Below are 24,513 nucleotides of genomic sequence, written 5' to 3' on the forward strand. Positions count from 1 at the left end.
GGCCGCTTGCCTCCCCGCCAAGCCTTCGTCAGACTGATGCCTTAACAGCATCGGAGCGTGTCTTTGCCCGAAACCCCAAGCCCCGGCGCCCCTGTCGTCGAAGTGGGCGCTGCGCCCGGAAAGCGCATGGTGACGCTGCCGGCCCGGCCCGAACCGATCCGCGTAGCCGCCGACGAGACGGCGATCGTCGTGATCGACATGCAGAATGCCTATGCCAGCCTCGGCGGCTATGTGGATCTCGCCGGCTTCGACATATCGGGCGCCGCGGGCACGATCGAGAAGATCGCTACCGTGCTGGATGCGGGCCGCGCCGCCGGCGTGCAGATCATCTATCTCCAGAATGGCTGGGATGCCGATTATGTCGAGGCGGGCACGGCGGGCCAGTCCCCCAATTATCACAAGTCGAATGCGCTGAAGACGATGCGCGCGCGCCCAGAGTTGAAGGGCCAGCTGCTGGCGCGGGGCACCTGGGATTATGCGCTGGTGGATCGGCTGAAGCCCCGGCCCGGCGACATCAGCCTGCACAAGACGCGCTATTCCGCTTTCTTCAATTCCCAACTGGATAGCGTGCTGCGCGCGCGCGGCATTCGCACGATCGTCTTCGTCGGCATCGCCACCAATGTCTGCGTGGAATCCACGCTGCGCGACGGCTTCCACCTCGAATATTTCGGCGTGATGCTGGAGGATGCGACCCATCATCTGGGGCCGCCGGCGATGCAGGAAGCCTCGGTCTACAATGTCGAACGCTTCTTCGGCTGGGTTTCCACCACGGCGGATTTCTGCGGAAGCTTCGGGCAGATGGAGGGTTGAGGCCGCGGCATTTCCTTTCCCGTTCGTGCCGCGTGAGGCCGAAGCACGGGCTGTAAAACGTATCGCTTGAGGACCGTTCGAACGCTCGGGGCGAACGGACCGATAGCATGATGGATCAAGCAGAGGACGGAACCATGCCCTTCGAAGCGATCAACCCCGCCGCCTTCCCCACGCCGATCGCGCCCTATTCGGCCGGCGCGAAAGCTGGGAACGTCCTCTATGTCTCGGGCATGCTCGCGCTGGGCGAGGGCGGCACCGTGCTGCATGTGAACGATGCGGCCGCGCAGGCGCGCCATATCCTGGAGGCGATCCGCATCACCGTGGAGGCTGCCGGGGGCACGATGGCGGATGTTGTGATGAACCACATCTTCCTCAAGGATTTCGTGGATTATTCGGAGGTTAATGCCGTCTATGCCGAATATTTTCCGGGCCAGAAGCCGGCGCGCTACTGTATCCAGGCGCCGCTGGTGAAGCCCGATTGCCTCGTCGAGATCGCCAGCGTGGCGCATATCGGCTGATGCCCTACGCCGCCGGCCTCCATTATGAACTTCATGGGCCGGAGGGCGCGCCGCCCGTGATCCTGTCCTCCGGGCTCGGTGGTTCCGCATCCTACTGGGCGCCGAACCTGGCCGCCCTTTCGGCCGATCACCGCATTCTCGCTTATGATCATCGTGGCACCGGGCGCAGCGAACGGGCGCTACCGCACGCCGATCTGCCCGATGCCGGCATGGTTGGCGACGTGATCGATCTGATGGATTCTCTCGATATTCCGGCGGCCCATATCATCGGCCATGCGGCGGGCGCGATGATCGCGATGGATCTGGCCGCGCGCGCGCCGGATCGCGTGCGCAGCATCGTGACGATCAACGGCTGGGCGAAGGCGGATCCGCATTTCCTGCGCTGCTTCGCCGCCCGGCTCGCCATCCTCCGTGGCGCGGGCACGGAGGCGTTCCTGCGCGCGCAGCCGATCTTCCTCTACCCGGCCAACTGGATCTCGGCGCACACGGACGAACTGGAAATGGAACTGCCACACCAGATCGCCTCCTTCCCCGGCGCGGAGATCGTCGAACGGCGCATCGCGGCGCTCGCCGCCTTCGATATCACGCCCGTCGCGGATCGGATCATGGCGCCGGTACAGGTGATCGTTTCGGAAGACGATATGCTCGTCCCGTCCGATGCCGGCCGCCGCCTCGCCGCACTGCTGCCCCGCGCCGAACTGGCCTCGCTGCAATGGGGCGGCCATGCCGTGAACATCACCGATCCGCAGGGCTTCGCGCAGGCCGTACTGCCCTTTCTCGCCCGCCAGACACAGGAGCCCTGAACATCATGCAGGTCGGCGTCTTCGTTCCCATCAACAATAATGGCTGGCTGATCTCGAAGGCGGCGCCGCAATACAAGCCCAGCTTCGATCTCAACAAGCAGATCGCGCTCAGCGCGGAGAAGCACGGCCTGGATTTCCTGCTTTCTATGATCAAGCTGCGCGGCTTCGGCGGCGATACCGAATTCTGGGAATATGGCCTCGAAAGCTTCACGCTGATGGCGGGCCTCGCGGCGGTGACGGAGCGGATCAAGATTTACGCCACCTGCCCCACATTGCTGGTGCCGCCCGCCTTCGCCGCGCGCATGTGCAACACGATCGATTCGATCAGCCACGGCCGTTTCGGCCTGAACCTCATCACCGGCTGGCAGCCGCCCGAATATACGCAGATGGGGATGTGGCCCGGCGAGGCGCACTTCAAGAATCGCTATCAGGTGCTGGATGAATATGCCCGCATCCTGCGCGAACTGTGGGAAACCGGCACGTCGGATTTCAAGGGCGAATATTATCGGATGGAGGATTGCCGCGTGTGGCCGAAGCCCACAGGCGACATGAAGATCATCTGCGCTGGCTCTTCCAACGATGGCATGGCCTTCTCGGCCAAATGGGCGGATTATGCCTTCTGCCTGGGCAAGGGCGTCAACACGCCCACCGCCTTCGCCTTCAACAACGAGAAGCTCCAGCCCTATATCGACGCGAATGGCCGCGACGTACGCATGTTCGTGCTGATGATGATCATCGCCGACGAGACGGACGAAGCCGCGATGGCCAAATGGAAGAGCTACAATGACGGGATCGATCTGAAGGCGATCCAGTGGCTGATGGATCAGGGCGCGAAGGACAAGGTCAACAAGGATACCAACGTGCGCCAGCTCGCCGCCCCGGAAGGGGCGGTGAACATCAACATGGGCACGCTCGTCGGCAGCTATGCAAGCGTGGCCCGCATGCTGGACGAGATGGCCGGCGTGCCCAATACGGGCGGCGTGCTGCTCACCTTCGACGATTTCGTGGAGGGCGTGGAGAATTTCGGCACGCGCATCCAGCCGCTCATGAAAAGCCGGAAGGCACTGGCGGGCTAAAGCCGGCCGGAAGGCGGCCCGCAAGCCGGACGCCACCATGCTCCGGCGAAGGCCGGAGCCAAGAGCGTCATGCGCGCCACCGGACAATCATGGGCTCCGGCCTTCGCGCGCGCGGCGCGGTCTCAACCTCGCCCGCCCCGCTTTCCCTCGATCAGCACGGCCTGTTGCCATCGGCCCGGTGCCTTGTCTGTCCGGTGGATGCAGCCCGCCCAGCAGCAGGGACGCTTCTTTCCCTCCCGCAATTCCTCGCACGTCCGCACGATGCGCCGCGCGCGTGTCGCCGGCTGCTTCGCATCCTCCACCCAGCAGATGAATTCGTTGCGGCCGAGCGGCGTCAGCGCCTCCCATGAGAGGAGCAGCGCCGGATCAGCCCGCAGCGCCGCCTGAAGATCCTCGCCCGCCTGGTGCACGGTGCCATGCGAAAACGCCGTCGCCATCATGCCTCCCTCGCCGCGATCAGGATGCCGCTCGCCGCCGCCGATCGCAACGTCTATGCCGCCGCCATATGCCCGCCGCCCTCGACCATCCCGAAAGACGCGAGCCCGGCTCGGTCGTCTTCCTGTTCCTGGGCGAGCTTTTCCTGATCCCGCATCTCCTGCCGATCGCGATGGCGCTCGCACGGCGGCCCGATGCGCCGCGCATCACGCTGCTCGTCATCTCCAGCGCGCATGAGGAGATCATCGCGGAGGCGCTCGCCGCGGCGGGCCTCTCGCTGCCGATGCGCCACGCGCGCGGCTATCTGCGCCTGCCGCAGGGCTCGCGCGATATGCCGCATCTTCCGTGGAAGCCGGGCCTGCTGCTCCGCAACGCGCTTCCGATATTGCGCCACGACATCGCCGTCTGCGCCGAACGGACGAGCCTGTGGCTGCCCCGCGCCGCGCGGAATATCGGCGCGGATTTCGTCTATAACGAGCATGGTGCCGGCCCCCATGCGAACTTCTCCGCGCCGCGCAACCGCGCCGCCGCGCGCATCCTGATGCCGGGCGAGGGCATGGCGGATTGCGTACGGGCAAGCGGCCACCGCGATGCGCCGATCGTCACCGTCGGCTATATCAAGCGCGATTATCTGCGCGCCGTCGCGGCGATCCGCCCCACGCCCGTCTTCGCGGAAAAGCGGCCCACCATCGTCTATGTCCCCCACTGGAAGCGGGACAAATCCAGCTGGTGGTCGATCGGGGAGGCGGTGCTGGATCATGTCGCGCGGTCAGATCGCTACAATCTGATCTTCGCGCCACACATCCGCCTGCCCGAATTCGTGCCCGATCTGGAGGCCCGCGTCGCGCGCTTTCGCGATCTGCCGAACATGCACATCGATACCGGATCCTTCCGGCTGGCCGACCAGACCTATATCGACGTGGCCGATATCTATCTTGGCTGCGGATCCAGCCAGGTACTGGAATTTGCCGAGCATCCCCGCCCCGCCATCTTCCTCAATCCGGACCGGATCGATTGGGTGGCCGATCCGCGCTTCAGCCACTGGACGATGGGCGATGTCGCGCGGGATCTGGCGGAGCTGGATCGCGCGCTGGATCGTGCCTTCTCCGCGCACCCCGCTTTCGCGCCCGTGCAGCGGGCCTATGTCGCGCGGATGATGGGCGGCGATGATGGCCATGCCAGCGATCGCGCGGCGGAAGCGGTGATGGATGCGCTTTCGCAGCATCGCTTCCGGGGCCTGCACCGCCCTGCGGCCGGATAGTCTTCGGGTGCCGGCACAAGCACGCGATCGCACGGAAAAATCTGAACGCCGGCTGCACCGCATGTTCCGGCCCGATTAAGTCGGGCGCGCCTATCCCTCTCTCATCGCTCCGGAAATCCCGGATCGGCAGATGGAGAGTAAGATGCGTACCATGTTCAGGGCCGGCCTCGCCGCCTTCACGATCGCCGCCGCCTCGCTCGGCGCCATCCAGCCCGCGCAGGCGCGCGACAATAGCGGCGCGGTCGTCGCCGCCGGCATTGTCGGCCTCGGCGTCGGCGCGGCGCTCGCATCCGATCATGGCGGCTATACGCGCGTCGGTTATTATGACCGGGGCTATTATGGCGGCGGCTTTTATGGTCGCCCGGTTTATTATGGCGGCCCGGCCTATGGCTATTATGGTCGCCCCTATCGCGGCCATGGCTATCGCTATGACCGGTGGGATCGGCGCGATCGCCACTGGGATCGCGGCGGGCGCGGCCGGGGCCAGGGCGACTGGGATCGCGGTTATCGCGGGCGCGGCTGGCGCTGACCGGAGCTCTCAGCTTGCGTTCATCTGATACCGGCGCATGAACGCCCTGCGCCGGGGGTGGAAGGCGCGGCCCTTCCACCCCCGGCGATCAGGCTCTAAGAGGACCCGCGCCCAAGGCTCGGGCGTGCGTTCCCGGGGACATTGATTGGCGCTGACACCGCAGAATAACGAGGCTTTCTTCCGCGAGGTGGACGAGGATGTCCGCCGCGACAGGATGGTCGCTTTCGCCTCCCGCTATGGCAAGCTGATTGCCGGCCTGGTCGTGCTCGGCCTGGTCGCGCTCGCCGGCTGGCTGTGGTGGAAGAGCCATCTGGCGCAGGTCGCCGGGCTCGACAGCGAGAAGCTGACGCCTGCCCTCGCCTCGCTGGAGCAGGGAAATTCGCCTGCTGGCGCGGATGCCAAGTCACTGGCGGACGTCGCCACCTCCCCGCGCGACGGCTATCGCGCGCTGGGCGGCCTGGCCCTGGCCGATACCGCCGCGATGAAGGGCGACGCGGCCGGCGCGGCCAAGCGCTATTCGGATATTGCCGCGGATTCGTCGGTGGCGGAGCCGGTGCGCAACGTCGCCCTGCTTCGCTCGGTCGCGGTCCGCTACGATACGCTGCCGCCGGCGCAGGTGATCGCCACGCTCAAGCCGCTGATGACGCCCGGCAATCCCTTCTTCCCCAGCGCCGCCGAATATACCGCGCTGGCCGAACTGAAGCTTGGCCACACCGCCAATGCGGCCAAGCTGCTCGCGGCGATCGCGCGCGACAAGACGGCACCGGCCACGCTGCGCGGCCGCGCCGCCGGGCTGGCCACCACGCTGGGCGAAACGGTCGAGCCTGCGGATACGGTTTCAAAGGGATGAGGATGAGGAACGTCTCTCGCGCGGTCTGCATGATCGCGCTGGCCGCCAGCGTGGCCGGCTGCGGAATCTTCAAGGGCAGCAACAAGCCCAAGACGGCTGTGCTCGGCGAGCGTATCCCCGTTCTCGCCACCCAGAATGATGCCGAGGTGGATCCCTCGCTGTCCGAAACGCAGGTCACGCTGCCCGCCGCCACCGTGAATGCGGATTGGGCGCAGCCGGGCGGCAATGCTACCAAATCGATGGGCCATCCGGCGCTGGGCCTCTCGCCCGTCCGCGTCTGGAGCGCGCATATTCCCAAGAGCACGCCGCAGCGCCGCTTTGGCGCGGCCCCGGTGATCGCCAACGGCCATCTCTATGTGATGGATGCCGAAGGCGTCGTGCATGCCTTCTCGCTGGATACGGGCGCACAGGTCTGGAAACAGGGCTTCGGCGGAGAGAAGAAGAAGGATCGTGGCGCGCTGTTCGGCGGTGGCGTCACCTTCGACGATGGCAAGCTCTATGCGGTGAACGGCCTCGGCGATGCCGTGGCGATGGAGGCGGCGACCGGAAAGCAACTGTGGAAGGTCCGCCCCGGTGGCCCGCTGCGCGGCGCGCCCACGGTCGGCCTCGGCAATGTCTATGTCGTCACGCAGGACAATCAGATCTTCGCACTCAAGACCGAGAATGGCGAAACCGCCTGGACGGACAGCGCCACGCTGGAGGCGGCCGGCGTGTTCGGCGTGGCCGCCCCCGCACTCGGCCGCGGCACCGTCGTCGCCGGCTTCTCCTCGGGCGAGCTTTCGGCGCTGCGCTATGAAAATGGCCGCGTCATCTGGCAGGATCAGCTCGCGCGCACCTCGATCACCACGTCCGTCGCGTCGATCTCGGATATCGATGCCTCGCCCGTGATCGACAGCGATCGCGTCTATGCGATCGGCGAGGGCGGCCGCATGGTCGCCATGGATCTGCTCGCCGGCCAGCGCCTGTGGGAGCTGAATGTCGGAGGCGGCGAAACGCCTTGGATCGTGGGCGACTGGCTGTTCGTGGTGACGGACGAGGCCAAGCTGCTCTGCGTCAGCCGCGCCACCGGCAAGGTGCGCTGGATGACGCAGCTGGAGCGCTTCCGGAACAAGAAGAAGCGCGAAAATCCCATCGAATGGTCCGGCCCTGTTCTGGCCGGCGGCCGCCTGTGGGTGGTTTCCGACAAGGGCGAGATCATCGGCATCCAGGCCGTGGACGGCGTGATTCGCGATCGCCTGAAGGGTAGCGGCCCCTTCCAGCTCGCACCGATCGTGGCGAACAACATGCTCGTCACGATGGATCGCAAGGGCACGATCACCGCCTATCGCTGAGGGGGAAGGCCCCGCCCCCTCCGGGGGGCGGGGATCCCTGCTCAGATCACCGTGAAATCGAAGATCCGCGCGCCGGCGGCGCCCGTCGCGCCGGCGCCCGCCTGCAGCGAGAAGAGAAAGCCATATTCGCCCGGCGTCAGCGGACTGTTGGCCGTCACCTTGTAGACGCCCGGCCGCACGAGCGCGAAATCGAAGGGGATGCGGTCCTTGTCCATCACGCCCGCCTTCGCGCCGCCGATATTGAAGCTGCCCACGCGCGCCTCGCGCCGGCCGCCTTTCTTCATGAGCCTGACGAGCGTGAATTCGCTGGGAGACAGGATCGCGCTGCCGTTGCCGGATGTCCAGGTGGAGCTCACCCGGCCATCGGCATTGGCCTCGTCGAAGAAGAAGTAGAAGGTCGGCTGCTTGTCCGGCGTCTGGATGCGCGACGTTTCGTTCTGGATCGATGCCTTCACGCTCGCCGAAGCGATGCCCGCCGTCAGGGCATAGCCGATGATGCCGCCCGTCTTGGACTGGTTGGAGACGGTCGCGTTCATGCGTGTCATCTTGTCGGACATCAGAAGATAGGCGCCGGTCGGATGCGCCACGCCCGGATCGGGCGAATCGGGTGATGCCACCGCCGTCGGCCCGGATGACAGCATCGCCGCGATCACCGCCCCGGAAACGCCCTTCTGCTTGAGTGCGATCATCTGATCGGCCGAAAGATCGAAGCGCGTGCCCGAAGCCTTCACCTTGGCGATCACCGCCTCGTCCCCGATGCCCGCGCCCGAAAGCGCCACGATATTCTCCACCGTCAGGGGCTCCGCCCCGGCCGGGCCGGCCGCGATCAGCGCGAGGCCCAGCAGCGCGCCGAAGCGCGACATCATCGTCATGTTCGATAGTCCCCCTCATTCACGGCGCTGCCCCCGCAGCGCCGTCGCCGGGCGATCTGCCACGTCCGGATCGGAGGTGGCAAGCGATCCGCCACCCATGGCTTCACATCGGCGCCAACCACGCCTAGACTTGGGCCATCCCCGGGGGGCCGCATGATCGGCGGCTGAGAGGCGAGGCGTTTCCTCGCGACCCGTCGAACCTGATCCGGTTGAGACCGGCGGAGGGAGGGGCGGCCGCAAGGGCGTGATCTCTGTCCGGATTACGGAAGGACGCGCACATGGCCGATATTCCCGCCCGCACCGAACTGGCCGTCACGACCGGCCCGATCCGGGGATCGAAAAAGATCCATGTCGAGGGGCCGGGCGGCATTCGGGTGGCGATGCGCGAGATCGCGCTGGAGCCTTCCGCCAACGAGCCGCCGATCCGCGTTTACGACTGCTCCGGCCCCTATACCGATCCCACCGCCCGCATCGACATCATGGCGGGCCTGCCCGAACTGCGCCGTGACTGGATCCGCGCGCGCGGCGATGTCGAGGAGGTCACCCAGCGCGAGGTGAAGCCGGAAGATAACGGCCTCAAGGGCCCGGACCGGAGCGGCGGCGTCCAGCCCTTCCCCCATGTCCGCAAGCGCGTGCTGCGCGCGAAGGCCGGCGCCAATGTCAGCCAGATGCACTATGCGAGGGCCGGCATCATCACGCCCGAGATGGAATATGTGGCCATCCGCGAAAATGTGGGTCGGGAGGCGCTGAAGGAAAAGTTGCTCCGCGACGGGCAGGATTGGGGCGCCGAGATCCCCGATTATGTGACGCCCGAATTCGTGCGCGACGAGGTCGCCCGTGGCCGCGCGATCATCCCCAACAATATCAATCACCCGGAATCGGAGCCGATGGCGATCGGCCGCAATTTCCTGGTCAAGATCAACGCCAATATCGGCAATTCGGCGGTCGCATCCGATGTCGCCAACGAAGTCGACAAGATGGTGTGGGCGATCCGCTGGGGCGCGGATACGGTGATGGACCTCTCCACCGGCCGCAACATCCACGACACGCGCGAATGGATCCTGCGCAACTCGCCCGTGCCGATCGGCACGGTGCCCATCTATCAGGCGCTGGAGAAGGTCGGCGGCATCGCCGAGGATCTGACGTGGGAGATCTTCCGCGACACTTTGATCGAGCAGGCCGAGCAGGGCGTCGACTATTTCACGATCCATGCGGGCGTGCGCCTGCCCTATATCCCGCTCACCGCGAAGCGCGTGACCGGCATCGTCTCGCGCGGCGGCTCGATCATGGCCAAATGGTGCCTCGCCCACCACAAGGAGAGCTTCCTCTACGAGCGCTTCGACGAGATCACCGAGATCATGAAGGCCTATGACGTGGCCTATTCGCTGGGCGATGGCCTGCGCCCCGGCTCGATCGCGGACGCCAATGATGAAGCCCAGTTCAGCGAACTCGCCACGCTCGGCGAACTCACGAAGCGCGCCTGGGCGCAGGACGTGCAGGTGATGATCGAGGGGCCCGGCCATGTGCCGATGCACAAGATCAAGGCCAATATGGATAAGCAGCTGGAGGCTTGCGGCGAGGCCCCTTTCTACACATTGGGGCCGCTCACCACCGATATCGCGCCGGGCTACGACCATATCACGTCGGGCATTGGTGCCGCGATGATCGGCTGGTTCGGCACGGCGATGCTCTGCTACGTCACGCCCAAGGAGCATCTCGGCCTGCCCGATCGCGATGACGTGAAGGTCGGTGTCGTCACCTACAAGCTCGCCGCCCACGCCGCCGATCTCGCCAAGGGCCACCCCGCCGCGAAGCTGCGCGACGATGCCCTGTCACGTGCCCGCTTCGAATTCCGCTGGCGCGACCAGTTCCATCTGTCGCTCGATCCCGACACGGCCGAACAATATCACGATCAGACGCTGCCCGCCGAAGGCGCCAAGACCGCGCACTTCTGCAGCATGTGCGGCCCCAAATTCTGCTCGATGAAGATCACGCAGGAAGTGCGCGATTTCGCGGCCAAGCAGAATAGCGAGGCGAACGATTTCCTCGCGGCCAGCCCGAAGCTGGAGGAGGCCGAAGCGGAAGCCGGCATGGCCGAGATGAGCAAAGTGTTCCGCGAGACGGGCAGCGAGCTTTACATGGGCTCGGGCGGGCGAGAGCACGATTGAGAGGAGCGATTGAAGGGCTCGCTATCACCGATGTGAATGGATGCCGCCGGCATTCCTCGATCGGCCCGTTCAGCCGATCCGAGCATCTTCGCATCACGCTCCGGCCCATGGACATAATCGCGCCGCGCCGTCGACCGGCAGGCGATGTTAGGGACAAAGGTCGACAGCGACTCAGCGCCGCCGCTTTACATCGGCCGTCTGACAAAGCCCCCCTTCATATCTCGGCTTCGCACTCCGGCCGACAATATGCCGTCGCCATCCTCCTCCGGGGCGCGAAGTTCAGGAGGATGCGCGACACCCGCCCCGCAAATTTCCGCACCTTTCGGCCTTCGAACGATCTTCGACACGCCGCCCGCCTGTGCTAGCCTGACCCAACTTCAACGGAAGGGACTCGGACGATGGGATTGCTCGACGGACTGCTCGGTCAGGTTGCCGAACATGTGGACATCCAGAATCTCGCCGCCAAGATCGGCCTCTCGCCCGAGCAGGTGGAACAGGCCGTCCAGGCGCTCGGCCTCGCCCATCCGGAGCCCGGCGATACGGCGCAGCTCGCGGCGGACCAGACCGGCCTGCCGGTGGACAAGCTGCAGGAGATTATCGGCCATATCGGTGGCGAGGGATCGCTCGCCCAGTTCGCCAGCCTGCTGCAGGAAAATGGCGGATCGGAAGGCCTGCTGGGAAAGCTGAGCGGCTTCCTCAAGGGCTGATCGACGGCGCCGGCATGGCTGCGGAAGCGGCCAATCCCCTGCTGGCGCCGCAGGGCGCGCGGGCGGCGATCCGCGTGGGCGATCGCTTCGTGATGGAAGCGGAAGCCCGCGCCACGCCGCTCGGTCTGCTGGCGGTGGGCGGGCTGGTGGCGGCGATCCTGCTCGCCATCCCGCCGATCGTGAGGGCGAGGCGCGGTGGCGGAGGCCTTTCGCCCACCCCAAAGGCGCCCGCCCCTCCGCAATCCGGCGATACGCGGCGGGCCAAGCGCATCAGATAGCGCTCGCCACGGCCTTCGGCCGGCGTGGGGTACCCCGCCCCTCTTTCAGTCTGCGGCGGCATGCGCCGGACGGAACATGGATTCCGGCCATCGGTCATCGCGGAAAAAGCGAGGCCCCGGCCTCTCTTCCCTATCCGATCTGCGGGAGCGCCCAGTCGATCGGCTTCTGGCCGTGCGCTTCCAGAAAGGCATTGGCCTTCGAAAAATGCCGGCAGCCGAGAAAGCCGTTATGCGCGGAAAGGGGCGAGGGGTGCGCCGCCTTCAGGATCAGGTGCCGCCCGCCTTTCTCCACGCTCTGGATGAAGGCCGCCTTCTTCTGCGCATAACTGCCCCAGAGCAGGAACACGACCGGCTCCTCCTTCGCCGCCACCAGCCGGATCACGGCATCGGTGAAGCGCTCCCAGCCCTTGTCCTTGTGGCTGGCGGCGAGGCCCATCTGCACCGTCAGCACGCTGTTCAGCAGCAGCACGCCCTGCGCCGCCCAATGTTCGAGAAAGCCGTGGCGCGGCGGGGCGATGCCAAGGTCGGCATTCAGTTCCTTGTAGATGTTGACGAGGCTGGGCGGCGTGCGGACGCCGGGGCGCACGGAAAAACACAGGCCGTGGGCCTGGCCCTCGCCATGATAGGGATCCTGCCCGAGGATCACGACACGGACCTTGTCGAGCGGCGTCAGATCCAGCGCGCGAAACCATTCGCCGCCCTTGGGGAAGATACGCTTGCCGGCCTGCTTCTCGGTCACGAGGAAGGCCCGCAACGCCGCCATGTAGGGGCTGGAAAATTCCTCGGCCAGCGGGGCACGCCAGCTTTCGTGCAGCTTCACGTCCGACGCCGCCTCAGCCATGCCCACCGTTTCTCCCATCCCTCAGCCGGGCCGCGCCGGATCAGCGCTTGCGCACGAATTCGGCGCGCAGCACCAGCCCCTTGATGCCATCATATTTGCAGTCGATCTCCTGCGGATCGCCGGTCAGCCGGATCGATTTGATGAGCGTGCCGCGCTTCAGCGTCTGGCCCGCCCCCTTCACCGCCAGATCCTTGATCAGCGTCACTTGATCGCCATCGGCCAGCACATTGCCCACCGCATCGCGCACCTCGATCGCATCCGCATCGGGCTTGGCGCGCGCATCGGCCGCGCTGATCCACTCGCCGCTGGCCTCGTCATAGACGAAGGCGTCCTCATCGTCCGTCATCGTGATTTCCCTTGCTCGCGCGCTTCGCGCCTACAGCGATTTCGCCCAGATCATATCCTCGAACGGCACATCGCCGACGTGGAAGGTCTGCATCGATCCCGTATCGGCAAAGCCTTCGCGCGCATAAAAACGCTGGGCGCGATGGTTGACGGTATAGACGCACAGCAACAGCCGCGCGGCCCCGCGCGCCTTCGCCTCCGCCTCCACGGCGCGGAGCAGCTTCGCGCCCCACCCGCCCTGCTGCCAGCCGTGGAGCACATAGATACGCTTCAGCTCCAGATCCGAAGGATCGGTCGGGTGGTTCACGTCGGGCGGCGTCATCACGGCATAGCCTACCGGCGCGCCCAGCGGGGTCTCGACGATCCACACCGCGCAGGCCGGGTCCGCGAGGATGCGGCGATACCATTCCGGCGCATGATGAGCGGTCACATGATCGACGATGGCGTCGCCCGGATGGTCGAAGGCGAAGGCGGTGAGGAAAGTCGCCCCGCCGAGCAGCGCCAGCCGGCCCGCATCGGCCGGCGTCGCGCGCCGCATCGTTTCTGTCATGCGAAATCGGGGCCCAGTTCGGGATCCAGATCGCGCGGCCGCACGAAGCGGGCAAGCTGGCCGGTTGCGGGGGCAAGCTCCGCCCAGTCGTCGATCGGCAGATCGATCTCGGCCAGTGTGCCGGTGGGATATTTCACCGCCACCTCGCCGCGCTTGCCATCGTCGTGGCGCACCAGTTCCAGCACCAGATCCTCCAGCCCCGGATTGTGGCCCACCAGCAGCATCCGTTCCGCGCGGGACGGCTGCTCGCGGATCAGATCCATCAATTCCTGGGCGGAGGCGAGATAGATGCGCCGGTCCCATGCCGGATCCAGCCCGCGGCCATAGCCCGTCGCAACCTCCTCCACCGTCTCCGCCACGCGCGTGGCGGGCGATGCGACGACCCGGTCGAAGCGGGTCTGCGTTTCGCGCAGATGGCGCCCGATGGCGCGCGCCGCACGGCGGCCCTTGGGGTTCAGGCGGCGATCGATATCGCGGGCGGCCAGCCCGTCATCGCCTGCCTTCGCGTGTCGCAGCAGAGTGAGCTTCTTCATGCGTTCCCGCTGCGTCCTCCTTGTCGGCGTCCTGATGCCCGAAAGATGCGACGGGCGAAAGACGCGAAGAGACATGGGCCACCGCCTCGTCAAGCGGCAGACGCCGGATCGGCACGCCGGGCGGAAAAGCCGAAAGCAGGCGGGATGGCATCGCCGCCGAAAGCAGCACGAAGCAGCCCCGGTCGCCCGCGCGCCGGATCAGCCTGCCGAAGCCCTGCGCCAGGCGCGCCCGCACGATACGATCGTCATGCGCGCTGCCGCCGCTCGCAGCCCTCCGGGCGCCGTGCAGCACGGTCGGCCGTGGCCATGGCACGCCTTCCAGCACCACAAGCCGCAGCGAATCGCCGGGCACGTCCACCCCGTCGCGCAACGCGTCCGTCCCGAGCAGGGAGGCGTGCGGCTCGTCGCGGAAAATGTCGACGAGCGTGCCCGTGTCGATCGGGTCCACATGCTGCGCGTAAAGTGGCAGCCCTTCGCGGGCGAGCCGGTCCGCGATGCGCGCATGCACCGCTTTCAGCCGGCCGATCGCGGTGAACAGGCCCAGCGCCCCGCCGCCCGACGCCTCGATCAGCCGGGCATAGGCGCCGGCCAATGCCGGCATGTCTCCCTTGCGGATATCGGTGACGATCAGCACCTCGGCCTGGTTCGCATAATCGAACGGGCTTTCGATCGCGAAACTGGTCTGCGGCGCATCCAGATGCACGGCCCCGCTACGCGCCTCCGCCACGGACCAGTCGCCCCCGCCGGTCAGCGTGGCGGAGGTGACGATCACGCCATGCGCCGGCTTCAGCACCGCCTCGGCCAGCGGGCGCGTCGGATCCAGCCAGTGGCGGTGAAGGCCCACGTCGAATTCGCGCCCCTCGACACGATCGACGGCCAGCCAATCGACATAATCCTCGTCCGCCGCCCCGCCGAGCCGCGCCAGCATCGCGATCCAGGCCGCCAGCGTCTGGCCCCGACGCAAGAGGCCGCCCAGCGCGCCTTCGATCCGCGCGCGCGCCGCCTGATCCAGCCAGTCGGGCGCGTCCTCGATCACCGCGATCAGCCGCTGGCGCAGCCGCGCGAGCGGGCGCATCAGCCCCTCCAGCGCCTCGATCGCGGGTGCCGCCGCCTCGATCAGCGGAGCATCCAGTTCGGCGGCATGCGTTTCCAGACCGAAGCCCGCATCGGCGGCGCTGGCGCGCGCCAGCACGGTCTCGCGCACGCGCGCCAGCAGCGTCTCGACCGGCCCGAACGGCAGATCCTCGGCCAGCCGTCCCAGCCAGCTATCGGCCGGCAGCTGATGCGCGGCGGCCACGGCCTGCTCGATCGCGCGCGCGCCCTCGTCGTCATAGGATGCCAGATCCGCCAGCCGCGCTGCCAGCCCGCGCCTGCGCCCGCGCGATCGGCTTTCCGGCCCCACGATCCAGCGACGAAGCTCGATCGCCTCCTGCCCGGTCAGCGCCGCGGCGAAGGTGGAATCGGCGGCGTCGAACAAATGATGCCCTTCGTCGAACACGATCCGCGCCAGCGGCTGGCCGCCTTCCGCCTGACGCGCCGCCAGCAGCATCACCAGCGCATGATTGGCGATAACGAGATCCGCCCCCTCGCTCGCCTTCGCTGCGCGTTCGATGAAGCATTTCCGGTAATGGGGGCAGCCCGCATAGACGCATTCGCCGCGCCGGTCGGTCAGCGCGGTCGCGCCCGCACGGCGAAACAGGCTGGGCAGCCATCCGGGCAGATCCCCGCCCAACATGTCACCATCGGCGCTATAGGCCGCCCAGCGCGCGACGAGCTGCGCCAGGATCGCCGCGCGGCCCGCAAAGCCGCCCTGCAACGCATCCTCCAGATTCAGCAGGCACAGATAATTTTCCCGCCCCTTGCGCACGACGATCTTCTCGCGCCGTTCGGCCCCGTCGGGGAAAAGCCTAGCGCCCTCGCCCGCAAGCTGGCGTTGCAGTGCCTTGGTATAGGTGGAAACCCAGACCGTGCCCCCGGCCTTCTCCGCCCAGAGCGAGGCGGGCGCCAGATAGCCGAGCGTCTTGCCGATGCCCGTGCCCGCCTCCGCCAGCACGAGGCGCGGCCGCCCCGCCTCCAGCCGGGGATCGAAGGCGCGCGCCGCCGCCGCCGCATAGGCGCGCTGGCCTTCGCGTGGCTCGGCGCCGGCGCCCAGCAGCGCCCGAAGCCGATCCTGCGTCGCCTCCTCGTCCAGCCGCACCGGCCGCGCCTCCGGCCGCCCGCCCGTCTCCTCCCACTGGGGCAGACGCGAGAAGAGCCATCTCTCGCCCTGATCGGGCTTCGCGATCCGCGGCGCGATCAGGCCGGCCCACGGCCAGCGAAGCCGCCCGAGAGCCTGCGCCGCCGTCCACGCCCCCTCGCGTTCCGCCCAGTCCTGCTCGCCGGGCCGGGCGAGCAGGGCGGCGGCGGCGCGCTGATAGAAGGTCGCCGCCGCCGCTTCGTCCAAAGGCGGCGCGATCCCCAGCGCGCGCGCCATGCCTGGCGGCGTCGGCACGGCGAAGCGCGCGGGATGGACGAAGGCGAACAGCTCCAGCAGATCCAGCCCCGAAAGCTCGGGCAGGCCCAGCCGCGCGGCGACGAGCGGCGCGTTGAGCAGGATCGTGGGCGTGCCGGCGCAGGCCGCCAGCGCCTCCCCGCGCGAAACCGCGCGCACATGGCCCTCCCCGTCCGCCAGCCAGATTCCGCCATGCGTCGCATGGATGGCGGGCAGGCCGATCGCCCCCGCCGCTCCGTTCTGCATCACCAGCTGCCGACCGCGCTCACGAAACGGACCACCTCCGGCAGCCGATCGAAATGGATGTGGCCGTCTATGTCGGCCGCCGGATCGCCCGCGACAAGCTGCACGGCGGCATTGCCCCGGCCCTTGCGATCGACCGTGCCCAATACACCGCGCAGCATCCGCCCACGCCGTATCTCCATCAGCGGCTGATTATCCCACGGCACCGTCCACAGCATGCGCCGATCGGTCACGGTGATGCTTGTGAAGGGCGCGCGGATCACGGCCGTGATGAAGCCGCGATTGCGCCGGATCAGCAGGGTCGCCACCGCCGCGACCGCGCCCGCCAGCACGATCGAACACAGGATCGCGCGGGCGAAGGCATGCGCCGATGCCGGATAAGGCCACCAGATCGCCCAGACGAGAAAGCCCAGCGACAGGATCTGCGGCATCATGAAGATCAGGATCGTGCCGGATCCGGAGGGCAGAGCGCCCAGCCCCGCGCGCGCCACATAGAGGATGCGCTCCGGCCGCTGGTCCACCCGGCGGAGCGCGGGCAGGCTGATCGTCGCATCCTGTTCGTCCATGGGGCTTTTCCGCGAAGGCAACGGGAGTAGCGTCTCCCGGCCCACGCGAACATAGCGTGGACATTGATCGCCACCAAGATGTCAAACCGGCCATTCCGAACCGATGGCAATATCCACCACTCACCGGCCAGCGATCGGTATTATTCTATTCCGAAGGCATAAGGCATGTCTTCCACGAAAGTGCGCGCCTCCCCTTCGTAGCGGGGCGCGATCAGGCGGAAGCTGGCTGCCAGTTCGCGCCGCGAATTTTCGTCCAACGCCTTTAGATCGCCTGCAAGCTGCTCCATAGCCTGTACGGCCGTATCTTCATTCAAAATATCATCTGAGCAAAATTCCAAGAATATTGCCATGTTTGCTATGGCAATTGCTATCTGATTGCTCACCATGCTTCGATCACCCTGACTTTTATGTTAGAAATTTCTAGATTTTCCAACAATTTCATAGCCTGCCTGCGTTCGAACTCCGTCGACACCTCCCATATTCCGATAAGCCCATGCTGCTTCAGCACATCAGATTGCCGCAATGCCTGATCCTTGGCTTTGCGAGAACGAGCGATCGACCATTTTCTGTCGATCATGGCTCTGCCATCGACACCATCGAACTTCACGAACCGGGTTGTGCCATCCGACATAGCCCGCTTGAGCGCCGGAGCCTGCCCTCGCCTGGTTTCCACGTTGGAACGTGCGCCCGTTGCGGAGTCATTATAGTCCTTGGCCGGATTCTTGAGGCCGTTGCTCTCGTCAACCCATGTGACCTCCGGCGCGCCTCTTTCGGCCGTCGCGAGGCTTTCGGCTACCCCGGCCCTGCGCCCGGCGCGGGCTATCTTGCCCGCCAAAGCCCCCGGCCCAACGGTCAAGCCCACGTTGCCGCCAACGGCGCCCACCGCATGACCAATGTCATAGGCCGAGGCATTGGCAATCGAGTTCGCCGTCCGGCCGATCTGGATAGACGCCGGCACATCCTCTGCAGCGATCGCGCTATCGATCGCCTCGGCTATGCCCCGCCCAACCTTCCTGGCGGTCGTCAGAGGGTTGGTGGTTGCCAGCGCGTATAGGCCGGTCGCCGTCCCCTTGGCCGTATCGAACACGCCGTCACCCACGCCGCGCGCGAAATCGGCGGTGCGGCTCGCCACGGATTGCAAAGCCTCGTCGGATCGCGGCGCGAAAGCCTGCCTGTACCGCTGATATCGCGCCTGAATCGCTGCGGCGGCATCCTTATCGCCCCGGTATTTCGCAAGTTCGCGGGCGCGCCATGCATCAGCCTCGGCCAGGCTCGCCACCGGCGGCCTGCTGAAATCCTCGGCATATTCGATCTTCGGCACATGGCGGCCGACGGGCGGGGTCGATGCCCGGCTTCCCCCCGCTGCGTAGCGGCCCGCTCCCGCAAATGTGAACTTTCCGTCTCGCGGGTCATGCCACGGATTGAACTTGTGCTCGACGTCCCGGTCTTTGGGGCTGGCCACCCGCCGGCCCGTCCGCAGCCAGTATGAAAAGGCCCCCCGTCGACTGTCCTCCAAGCCCTGCATTTGCCCCTCCGAATCGGCGAAGGCCGGAACATTTGAAGAACATTTTCCTACAAGTCAAACCCCCTTCGCGCAGTCCTGCCGCACGCCCCAGCCGCCGCACGCCCCCTCCCTTTACTGCGACCAGCCTTCCCCCCGCGAGCGCGCGCCGCTACAGGCGCGGCTTATGCCCACCATCGATCCCGCTCTCCGCGAGGCAGCACTCGCCTCGAAGGCCTGGCCCTATGAAGAGGCGCGCAAGCTGCTCGCCCGCTATCCGCAAGGCCCGGCCAAGGGGGAGATCCTGTTCGAGACGGGCTATGGCCCCTCGGGCCTGCCGCATATCGGCACGTTCAACGAGGTGCTGCGCACCACGATGGTCCGCCGCGCCTATCAGCAATTGTCGGACGTGCCGACGCGCCTGATCGCCTTCTCGGACGACATGGACGGCCTGCGCAAGGTGCCGGACAATGTGCCGAACAAGGAGATGCTGGCGGCCAACCTCGGCAAACCGCTGACCGCCATCCCCGATCCGTTCGGCAAGTTTGAAAGCTTCGCGCATCACAACAATTCGATGCTGCGCGAATTCCTCGATCGCTTCGGCTTCGAGTATGAATTCCTGTCGTCCACCGAAATGTATCGTTCGGGCAAGTTCGACGAGGCGCTGAAGGGCGTGCTGCGCCATTATGACGCGATCATGGGCGTGATGCTGCCCACCTTGCGCAAGGAACGGCAGGCCACCTATTCGCCCGTCCTGCCCGTCAGCCCCAAGAGCGGCATCGTCCTCCAGGTGCCCGTCACGGTGGTGGATGCCGAGGCCGGCCTCGTCCGCTTCGAGGATGAGGGCGAGATGATCGAGCAGTCGATCCTGTCCGGCGGCGCGAAGCTGCAATGGAAGGTGGACTGGGCGATGCGCTGGGTGGCGCTGGGCGTGGATTATGAGATGGCGGGCAAGGATCTGATCGATTCCGTCCAGCAATCGTCGAAGATCGCGCGCGTGCTCGGCGCGAAGCCGCCTGAAGGCTTCAATTACGAGATGTTCCTCGACGAGCATGGCGAGAAGATCTCGAAGTCCAAGGGCAACGGCCTCAGCCTCGAACAATGGCTCACCTATGGCCCCGAGGAGAGCCTCGCCTACTTCGCCTATCGCGAGCCCAAGCGCGCCAAGCAGCTGCACATGGGCGTGATCCCGCGCGCGATCGAAGATTACTGGAAGTCCGCGACCGATTTCGCCGGCCAGACGATCGACCAGCAGTTGAGCAATCCGGTGCGCCACATCCATGATGGCCCGCCGCCGCTTGCCGCCCCTCCGGTCAGCTTCGGCCTTTTGCTCAATCTCGTCGGCGTGCTCGGCGCGGATGCGACGCCGGATCAGGTCTGGTCCTATCTCGGCCGCTATGCGCCGGGGGCGACGCCGCAGGCCTCGCCCGCTCTCGCCACCCTCATTCCCTTCGCCATCGCCTATCATCGCGATGTGGCCGCCGCCGGCCTCGCCCGCCGCGCGCCCGATGAGAAGGAGGCCGCCGCCCTGCGCGATCTCGACGCCCGCCTCGCCGCCCTTCCGAATGGCGATGCGGAGGCATTCCAGAACGAGGTTTATGAGGTGGGCAAGGCCCATTTCGGCAAGGAGGCGCTGCGCGACTGGTTCAGGGCGCTGTACGAAACGCTGCTGGGTTCATCGCAGGGGCCGCGCATGGGCAGCTTCATCGCGCTTTACGGGCTGGAGAACAGCCGCAAGCTGATTGCAGGCGCGCTCGACAGCTAGAGCCTCGGAGAGCGCTGCCTGACCGAGACGGGGCGCCTTATAGAACAAAAAAAGAACATACGCTTGACTTGTTGGATTGCGTTGCTCAGATGTTCCCGTCGTTTCGAATCGAGGAGCGGCGATGTTTCACTCTGTGGACGAAGAGCGACGGGCCTTTGCGACCCGGCTTCGCACCGGGCGTCAAAGGCGGGCAGGCACCTCCGTCGAGGTAAAATATAATCACTGGCACGACGCGCGGAACGGCCAGTTCACGCAGGCCGGCGCGGGTCGCCACGATGGCTCTTGGGGTGGTGGTGGATTCACCAGCGGTGGAGGCGATGGTTTCGGCGGAGGAGGAGCCAGCGCGACTGAGGATTGGGGGCCACCAAAGCCGCGCAAGCCGCGCACGACTTCTGGGCCAGTCCCGCACAAGACGTCGGCTGAGCAATCGACTGGTGTGTCGGTGGTGCGCAAAGCCCCAGCGCCGCTCCGAAGGATCCGTCGTAACGGATACACTTTCGATCTGGACGCCATCGGCCGGACCAAGGACGTGCAGGGGACGATAAACCGGGGCAATCCGAACGCACGCGCACGCCGCGAGCAGAGCCGGGCAGGGCTGCCTGATCGCCGCCCGACAGATGACGGAGGTCATTTCATTGCAGTCCGCTTCAACGGACCGGCCGAAGATTTCAACCACTTCGCGCAGGACGCCAATTTCAACCGCGGCGCCTATCGCACGATCGAAGATCGATGGGACAAGGCTGAGAAAGCCGGAAAGAGGGTCGATGTCCGGATTATGGCCTTCTACCTGGGACAATCAAAGCGACCATCGCAAATTGTTGTTTCATATGAAGTAAATGGAATTCTTTACCGCCGCAGCTTTCCCAATGAGCGCCAGGAGAAGCCAAATGCCAAACGATGAGACCGAACTACTTCTCGCGTTTATTGGAGAAATTCTTGAAAGCGATACACGATATCCTATCGAGAACACCCTGCTCTATGCCGAAGTTGAGCCGGGCATGGTGAGCGCATCTGTCTTCAAGGATGATGGCACCAGCGCGGTTTATCGATGGGTCTATAGTGATAGATTGATCGAAGCGCTCCAGGATCTTTGGGATGCCGCCGACCCCGAGAAACGCTGGGCCGAAATGGAATATGTCATTCGCAACAATAGCTTCCATGCCCATTTCACCTTTGCCGACGAGATCGACAAGGATGAGGACGAGTTCGAACGACGTGCCCGGATCGTGAAGAGATATTTCGGCGACAAGCCCATAGCATACCCGTCGTGGCCACCGCCGTCGCCGCCTTGCAGGGAATTTGAGCCCTGAGGCGTTTTTGGCCGGGGCCTGGCTTTGGAACGCCGGCGCAACATTTTTGTTGAGGGGAATATGCCGAGCCCCCACACTCGCTCCTTTCGCCTCGGCAACAGGATCGCGCCGCCGCGCTTCCTCACCTTCATCGCCCTGTTCGCGATCGGGTGGCCGATAGCCTCGCCGCTGCACGGCGTGCGCGTCGGCGGAATGATCGCGTTCGATATCGCGGCAACCGTCTTCCTACTGAGCCTGATCCCGCTCCTTTCGGCCAACGCAAAGGGGATGCGGGAGATTGCCAAGCATAATGACGCCAACCGGCTGGGTCTGCTTGCCATCACCGGCATCGTGATGGTGGCGGTGCTCGTCGCGGTCGCGGCCGAACTGAAAGAGGGCAGGAACCCCCAGCCACTCGCACTCGCCGGCATCATCGGCACGCTGGTGCTGGCGTGGCTGTTCTCGAACAGCATCTACACGCTCCACTACGCCCATCTCTTCTACACGGAGAGCGCGAAGGAGGCGGGCAAGGATAGCGGCGGCCTGAGCTTCCCGGACACGGGGGAGCCCGATTACTGGGATTTCGTCTATTTCGCCTTCTGCCTCGGCATGACCTTCCAGACGTCCGACGTGGAGATCAACAATGGCCGCTTCCGCAAGGCCGTGACTGCGCACTGCCTGGCCGCCTTCGTCTTCAACCTCGGCATCATCGCCTTCACGATCAACGTCCTCGGCAGTTCGAGCTAAAGCACCGCCGCCAAGGCTGGACAGCCACGTCGTTGCGGCGCAACAGCGCGAACATGATCCGATCTTCTGCCGCCTTCGGGCTTGCCGCCCTTCTCGCCACCGCCGCCTCAGCCCAGGTCGATCCCGCGCCGACCGGCACATCGAAGCCCCAGCCGCTGCCGATCGTCGATACGATCGCGCCGCCGAAGGACGTGCCCTATCCCGGCACGATCACGCTGAAGGTGGACGCGACGGATATCATCCACGGCGTGTTCCGCATGACCGAGACGATCCCCGTCTCGGCCGGGCCGCTCACCCTGCTCTTCCCGAAATGGCTGCCGGGCGCGCACGCGCCTTCAGGCGTGATCGATAAGCTCGCCGGCCTCGTCATCACGGCCGATGGCAAGACGATCCCGTGGAAGCGCGACATGGTCGATGTCTTCGCCTTCCATCTCGATGTGCCCGCCGGCACGACCCAGATCACCGCCACCTTCCAGTATCTGTCGCCCACCGCCGAAAATCAGGGCCGCGTCGTGATGACGCCCGAAATGCTGAACCTTCAGTGGGATTCGGTCGCGCTCTATCCGGCGGGCTATTATACGCGCGGCATCACCTTCAAGCCGAGCGCCATCTATCCGGACGGCTGGACATCGGCCACGGCGCTGCGCCCGTCCGGCCCGTCCACCGCCAAGGGCGGCCTTGTCGATTATGCGCCCGTCGCCTTCGATACGCTCGTCGATTCACCGGTCTTCGCGGGCAAATATGCGCGCAGCGAAGTGCTGAGCCCCAAGGTCACGCTCAACGTCTTCGCGGACAAGCCGGCCAATCTGGAGATCACGCCGGAGGAACTGAAGATCCACAAGGATCTCGTCGATCAGGCGACGAAGCTCTACGGCGCCCAGCATTACGATCATTATGATTTCCTGCTGGCGCTCACGGATCGGCTGGGCGGCATCGGCCTTGAGCATCATCGCTCGTCCGAAAATTCGCACGACACCGATTATTTCACCAAGTGGAAGGACAACGCCTCCGGCCGCGATCTTCTGGCCCACGAATATACGCATAGCTGGGATGGCAAATTCCGGCGCGGCGCCGATCTGTGGACGCCCGATTATCGCACGCCGATGCGCAACACCTATCTGTGGGTGTATGAGGGGCAGACACAATTCTGGGGCAAGGTGCTCGCCGCCCGATCGGGCCTGATGAGCCAGGACGAGGCGCGCGACGCCCTCGCCGCGACCGCCGCCTCCTACGAATATCTGCCGGGCCGCGCATGGCGCCCGCTGATCGACACCGTCAATGACGAGATCATCAATCCCCGCCGCCCGATGGCCTATCGCAGCTATTCGCGCTTCGAGGATTATTATGAAGAAGGCCAGCTCATCTGGCTGGAGGCGGATTCGATCATCCGCGAGAAATCGGGGGGCAAGAAGTCGCTCGATGATTTCGCGCGCGCCTTCTTCGGCGTGAAGGATGGCGACTGGGGCGAACTGACCTATGATTTCGACGAGGTCGTCGCCACGCTCAACACGGTGCAGCCCTATGACTGGGCCACCTTCCTCCACGATCGCGTCGATACCGTCCGCCCCCATGCCCCGCTGGAAGGCATCACGCGCGGCGGCTACAAGCTGGTCTTCACCGAGGAGCCCGGCAGCTACTGGAGCTCGGGCGAGCGGAAGCGCAAGTCGATCAACCTCACCTATTCGATCGGCATCACGGTGGGCAAGGATGGCGCGGTCGGCAGCGTGATGTGGGACAGCCCCGCCTTCAACGCCGGCATCACCCCCGGCACGAAGCTGCTCGCCATTTCCGGCCAGGCCTATTCGGATGATGATCTGAAGGACGCGATCAAGGCCGCCAAGGGCAAGACCATGCCGATCCAGCTGCTCATCAAGCAGGGTGACAGTTTCCGGACGGTGGACGTGGCCTGGAATGGCGGCCTGCGCTATCCGCATCTGGAACGGACGGCGAAGGGGCCAAGCAGCCTCGACGCGCTATACGCACCGCGCAAATAAGACCCTTCCG

General features: G+C 65.8%; 26 protein-coding genes and 1 riboswitch. Of the genes, 16 read left to right on the forward strand and 10 right to left on the reverse strand.

Going from position 1 to position 24,513, the window contains the following annotated elements:
* Positions 1–126 precede the first annotated feature (126 nt).
* From rutB to rutA, 4 genes are all read left to right on the forward strand, one after another.
* Positions 127–810 carry a pyrimidine utilization protein B gene (rutB, locus tag DI605_RS00950; RefSeq protein WP_293968854.1) on the forward strand — a complete coding sequence of 228 codons (684 nt, stop codon included), beginning with the start codon at positions 127–129 and terminating at the stop codon, positions 808–810.
* A 134-nt stretch (positions 811–944) separates the two neighbouring features.
* Positions 945–1,328 (forward strand): pyrimidine utilization protein C, encoded by a 384-nt coding sequence (rutC, locus tag DI605_RS00955; RefSeq protein ID WP_293967984.1) that lies wholly within the window; start codon positions 945–947, stop codon positions 1,326–1,328.
* On the forward strand, positions 1,328–2,131 hold the full coding sequence (rutD, locus tag DI605_RS00960) for a pyrimidine utilization protein D (RefSeq protein ID WP_293967986.1): 804 nt from the start codon (positions 1,328–1,330) through the stop codon (positions 2,129–2,131). The genes rutC and rutD overlap by 1 nt, the downstream gene beginning before the upstream one ends.
* 5 nt (positions 2,132–2,136) lie before the next feature.
* A complete protein-coding gene (rutA, locus tag DI605_RS00965) occupies positions 2,137–3,207 on the forward strand; it encodes a pyrimidine utilization protein A (RefSeq protein WP_293967989.1) in 1,071 nt (356 codons plus the stop codon).
* Positions 3,208–3,329: 122 nt separating this feature from the next.
* Here rutA and DI605_RS00970 read toward each other — a convergent pair whose 3' ends face one another.
* Positions 3,330–3,644: a YdeI/OmpD-associated family protein gene (locus DI605_RS00970; protein ID WP_293967991.1), complete on the reverse strand. Its 315-nt coding sequence runs from the start codon at positions 3,642–3,644 to the stop codon at positions 3,330–3,332.
* A gap of 68 nt (positions 3,645–3,712) precedes the next feature.
* On the opposite strand from DI605_RS00970, the gene DI605_RS00975 reads away from it, so the two are divergent.
* The 4 genes from DI605_RS00975 (at position 3,713) to DI605_RS00990 (ending at position 7,613) form a co-directional block, all read left to right on the forward strand.
* Complete coding sequence (locus tag DI605_RS00975; protein ID WP_293967994.1) at positions 3,713–4,903, forward strand: hypothetical protein; 1,191 nt, start codon at positions 3,713–3,715, stop codon at positions 4,901–4,903.
* A gap of 142 nt (positions 4,904–5,045) precedes the next feature.
* The gene (locus DI605_RS00980; RefSeq protein WP_293967997.1) at positions 5,046–5,432 is read left to right on the forward strand and encodes a hypothetical protein; all 387 of its coding nucleotides are present in this window, start codon (positions 5,046–5,048) and stop codon (positions 5,430–5,432) included.
* Positions 5,433–5,577: 145 nt separating this feature from the next.
* Positions 5,578–6,282, forward strand: coding sequence for a tetratricopeptide repeat protein (locus DI605_RS00985; RefSeq protein ID WP_293967999.1), 705 nt, complete (start codon positions 5,578–5,580; stop codon positions 6,280–6,282).
* 2 nt (positions 6,283–6,284) lie between these two features.
* Positions 6,285–7,613, forward strand: coding sequence for a PQQ-like beta-propeller repeat protein (locus DI605_RS00990; protein ID WP_293968002.1), 1,329 nt, complete (start codon positions 6,285–6,287; stop codon positions 7,611–7,613).
* Between the two features lie 41 nt (positions 7,614–7,654).
* Here the strand turns inward: DI605_RS00990 and DI605_RS00995 are convergent, their stop codons facing one another.
* Entirely contained in the window at positions 7,655–8,485 is an 831-nt protein-coding gene (locus tag DI605_RS00995) for a hypothetical protein (protein ID WP_293968004.1), read from the reverse strand.
* A 138-nt stretch (positions 8,486–8,623) separates the two neighbouring features.
* A riboswitch (TPP riboswitch) is annotated at positions 8,624–8,716 on the forward strand.
* Between the two features lie 47 nt (positions 8,717–8,763).
* On the opposite strand from DI605_RS00995, the gene thiC reads away from it, so the two are divergent.
* The 3 genes from thiC (at position 8,764) to DI605_RS01010 (ending at position 11,638) form a co-directional block, all read left to right on the forward strand.
* Positions 8,764–10,653, forward strand: a complete 1,890-nt coding sequence (thiC, locus tag DI605_RS01000; protein WP_293968007.1) for a phosphomethylpyrimidine synthase ThiC — start codon at positions 8,764–8,766, stop codon at positions 10,651–10,653.
* A gap of 398 nt (positions 10,654–11,051) precedes the next feature.
* Entirely contained in the window at positions 11,052–11,360 is a 309-nt protein-coding gene (locus DI605_RS01005; RefSeq protein ID WP_293968010.1) for a hypothetical protein, read from the forward strand.
* A 14-nt stretch (positions 11,361–11,374) separates the two neighbouring features.
* Positions 11,375–11,638, forward strand: coding sequence for a hypothetical protein (locus DI605_RS01010; protein ID WP_293968012.1), 264 nt, complete (start codon positions 11,375–11,377; stop codon positions 11,636–11,638).
* Positions 11,639–11,768: 130 nt separating this feature from the next.
* Here the strand turns inward: DI605_RS01010 and ung are convergent, their stop codons facing one another.
* From ung to DI605_RS01050, 8 genes are all read right to left on the reverse strand, one after another.
* Positions 11,769–12,479, reverse strand: a complete 711-nt coding sequence (gene ung / locus DI605_RS01015; protein WP_293968014.1) for a uracil-DNA glycosylase — start codon at positions 12,477–12,479, stop codon at positions 11,769–11,771.
* 40 nt (positions 12,480–12,519) lie between these two features.
* Positions 12,520–12,825: an alkylphosphonate utilization protein gene (locus DI605_RS01020; RefSeq protein ID WP_293968016.1), complete on the reverse strand. Its 306-nt coding sequence runs from the start codon at positions 12,823–12,825 to the stop codon at positions 12,520–12,522.
* A gap of 30 nt (positions 12,826–12,855) precedes the next feature.
* Positions 12,856–13,374: a GNAT family N-acetyltransferase gene (locus DI605_RS01025; protein WP_293968018.1), complete on the reverse strand. Its 519-nt coding sequence runs from the start codon at positions 13,372–13,374 to the stop codon at positions 12,856–12,858.
* Positions 13,371–13,907 carry a histidine phosphatase family protein gene (locus DI605_RS01030; RefSeq protein ID WP_293968020.1) on the reverse strand — a complete coding sequence of 179 codons (537 nt, stop codon included), beginning with the start codon at positions 13,905–13,907 and terminating at the stop codon, positions 13,371–13,373. The genes DI605_RS01025 and DI605_RS01030 overlap by 4 nt, the downstream gene beginning before the upstream one ends.
* Positions 13,864–16,644, reverse strand: coding sequence for an ATP-dependent DNA helicase (locus DI605_RS01035; RefSeq protein ID WP_293968022.1), 2,781 nt, complete (start codon positions 16,642–16,644; stop codon positions 13,864–13,866). Before DI605_RS01035 ends, DI605_RS01030 begins: the two co-directional genes overlap by 44 nt.
* Positions 16,644–17,207: a hypothetical protein gene (locus DI605_RS01040; protein WP_293968024.1), complete on the reverse strand. Its 564-nt coding sequence runs from the start codon at positions 17,205–17,207 to the stop codon at positions 16,644–16,646. Before DI605_RS01040 ends, DI605_RS01035 begins: the two co-directional genes overlap by 1 nt.
* 140 nt (positions 17,208–17,347) lie before the next feature.
* Positions 17,348–17,593 carry a hypothetical protein gene (locus tag DI605_RS01045; protein ID WP_293968026.1) on the reverse strand — a complete coding sequence of 82 codons (246 nt, stop codon included), beginning with the start codon at positions 17,591–17,593 and terminating at the stop codon, positions 17,348–17,350.
* Positions 17,587–18,732 (reverse strand): hypothetical protein, encoded by a 1,146-nt coding sequence (locus DI605_RS01050; protein ID WP_293968028.1) that lies wholly within the window; start codon positions 18,730–18,732, stop codon positions 17,587–17,589. Before DI605_RS01050 ends, DI605_RS01045 begins: the two co-directional genes overlap by 7 nt.
* Positions 18,733–18,895: 163 nt before the next feature.
* On the opposite strand from DI605_RS01050, the gene DI605_RS01055 reads away from it, so the two are divergent.
* The 5 genes from DI605_RS01055 (at position 18,896) to DI605_RS01075 (ending at position 24,503) form a co-directional block, all read left to right on the forward strand.
* Entirely contained in the window at positions 18,896–20,473 is a 1,578-nt protein-coding gene (locus DI605_RS01055) for a lysine--tRNA ligase (protein ID WP_293968030.1), read from the forward strand.
* Between the two features lie 121 nt (positions 20,474–20,594).
* On the forward strand, positions 20,595–21,374 hold the full coding sequence (locus DI605_RS01060) for a DNA/RNA non-specific endonuclease (RefSeq protein ID WP_293968032.1): 780 nt from the start codon (positions 20,595–20,597) through the stop codon (positions 21,372–21,374).
* Positions 21,361–21,783, forward strand: coding sequence for a hypothetical protein (locus DI605_RS01065; RefSeq protein WP_293968034.1), 423 nt, complete (start codon positions 21,361–21,363; stop codon positions 21,781–21,783). The genes DI605_RS01060 and DI605_RS01065 overlap by 14 nt, the downstream gene beginning before the upstream one ends.
* Positions 21,784–21,843: 60 nt before the next feature.
* Entirely contained in the window at positions 21,844–22,509 is a 666-nt protein-coding gene (locus DI605_RS01070) for a DUF1345 domain-containing protein (protein WP_293968036.1), read from the forward strand.
* Between the two features lie 53 nt (positions 22,510–22,562).
* A complete protein-coding gene (locus DI605_RS01075; protein ID WP_293968038.1) occupies positions 22,563–24,503 on the forward strand; it encodes a peptidase M61 in 1,941 nt (646 codons plus the stop codon).
* Positions 24,504–24,513: the final 10 nt, after the last annotated feature.

Source organism: Sphingomonas sp. (assembly GCF_003248515.1).
Taxonomy (GTDB): domain Bacteria; phylum Pseudomonadota; class Alphaproteobacteria; order Sphingomonadales; family Sphingomonadaceae; genus Sphingomonas_I.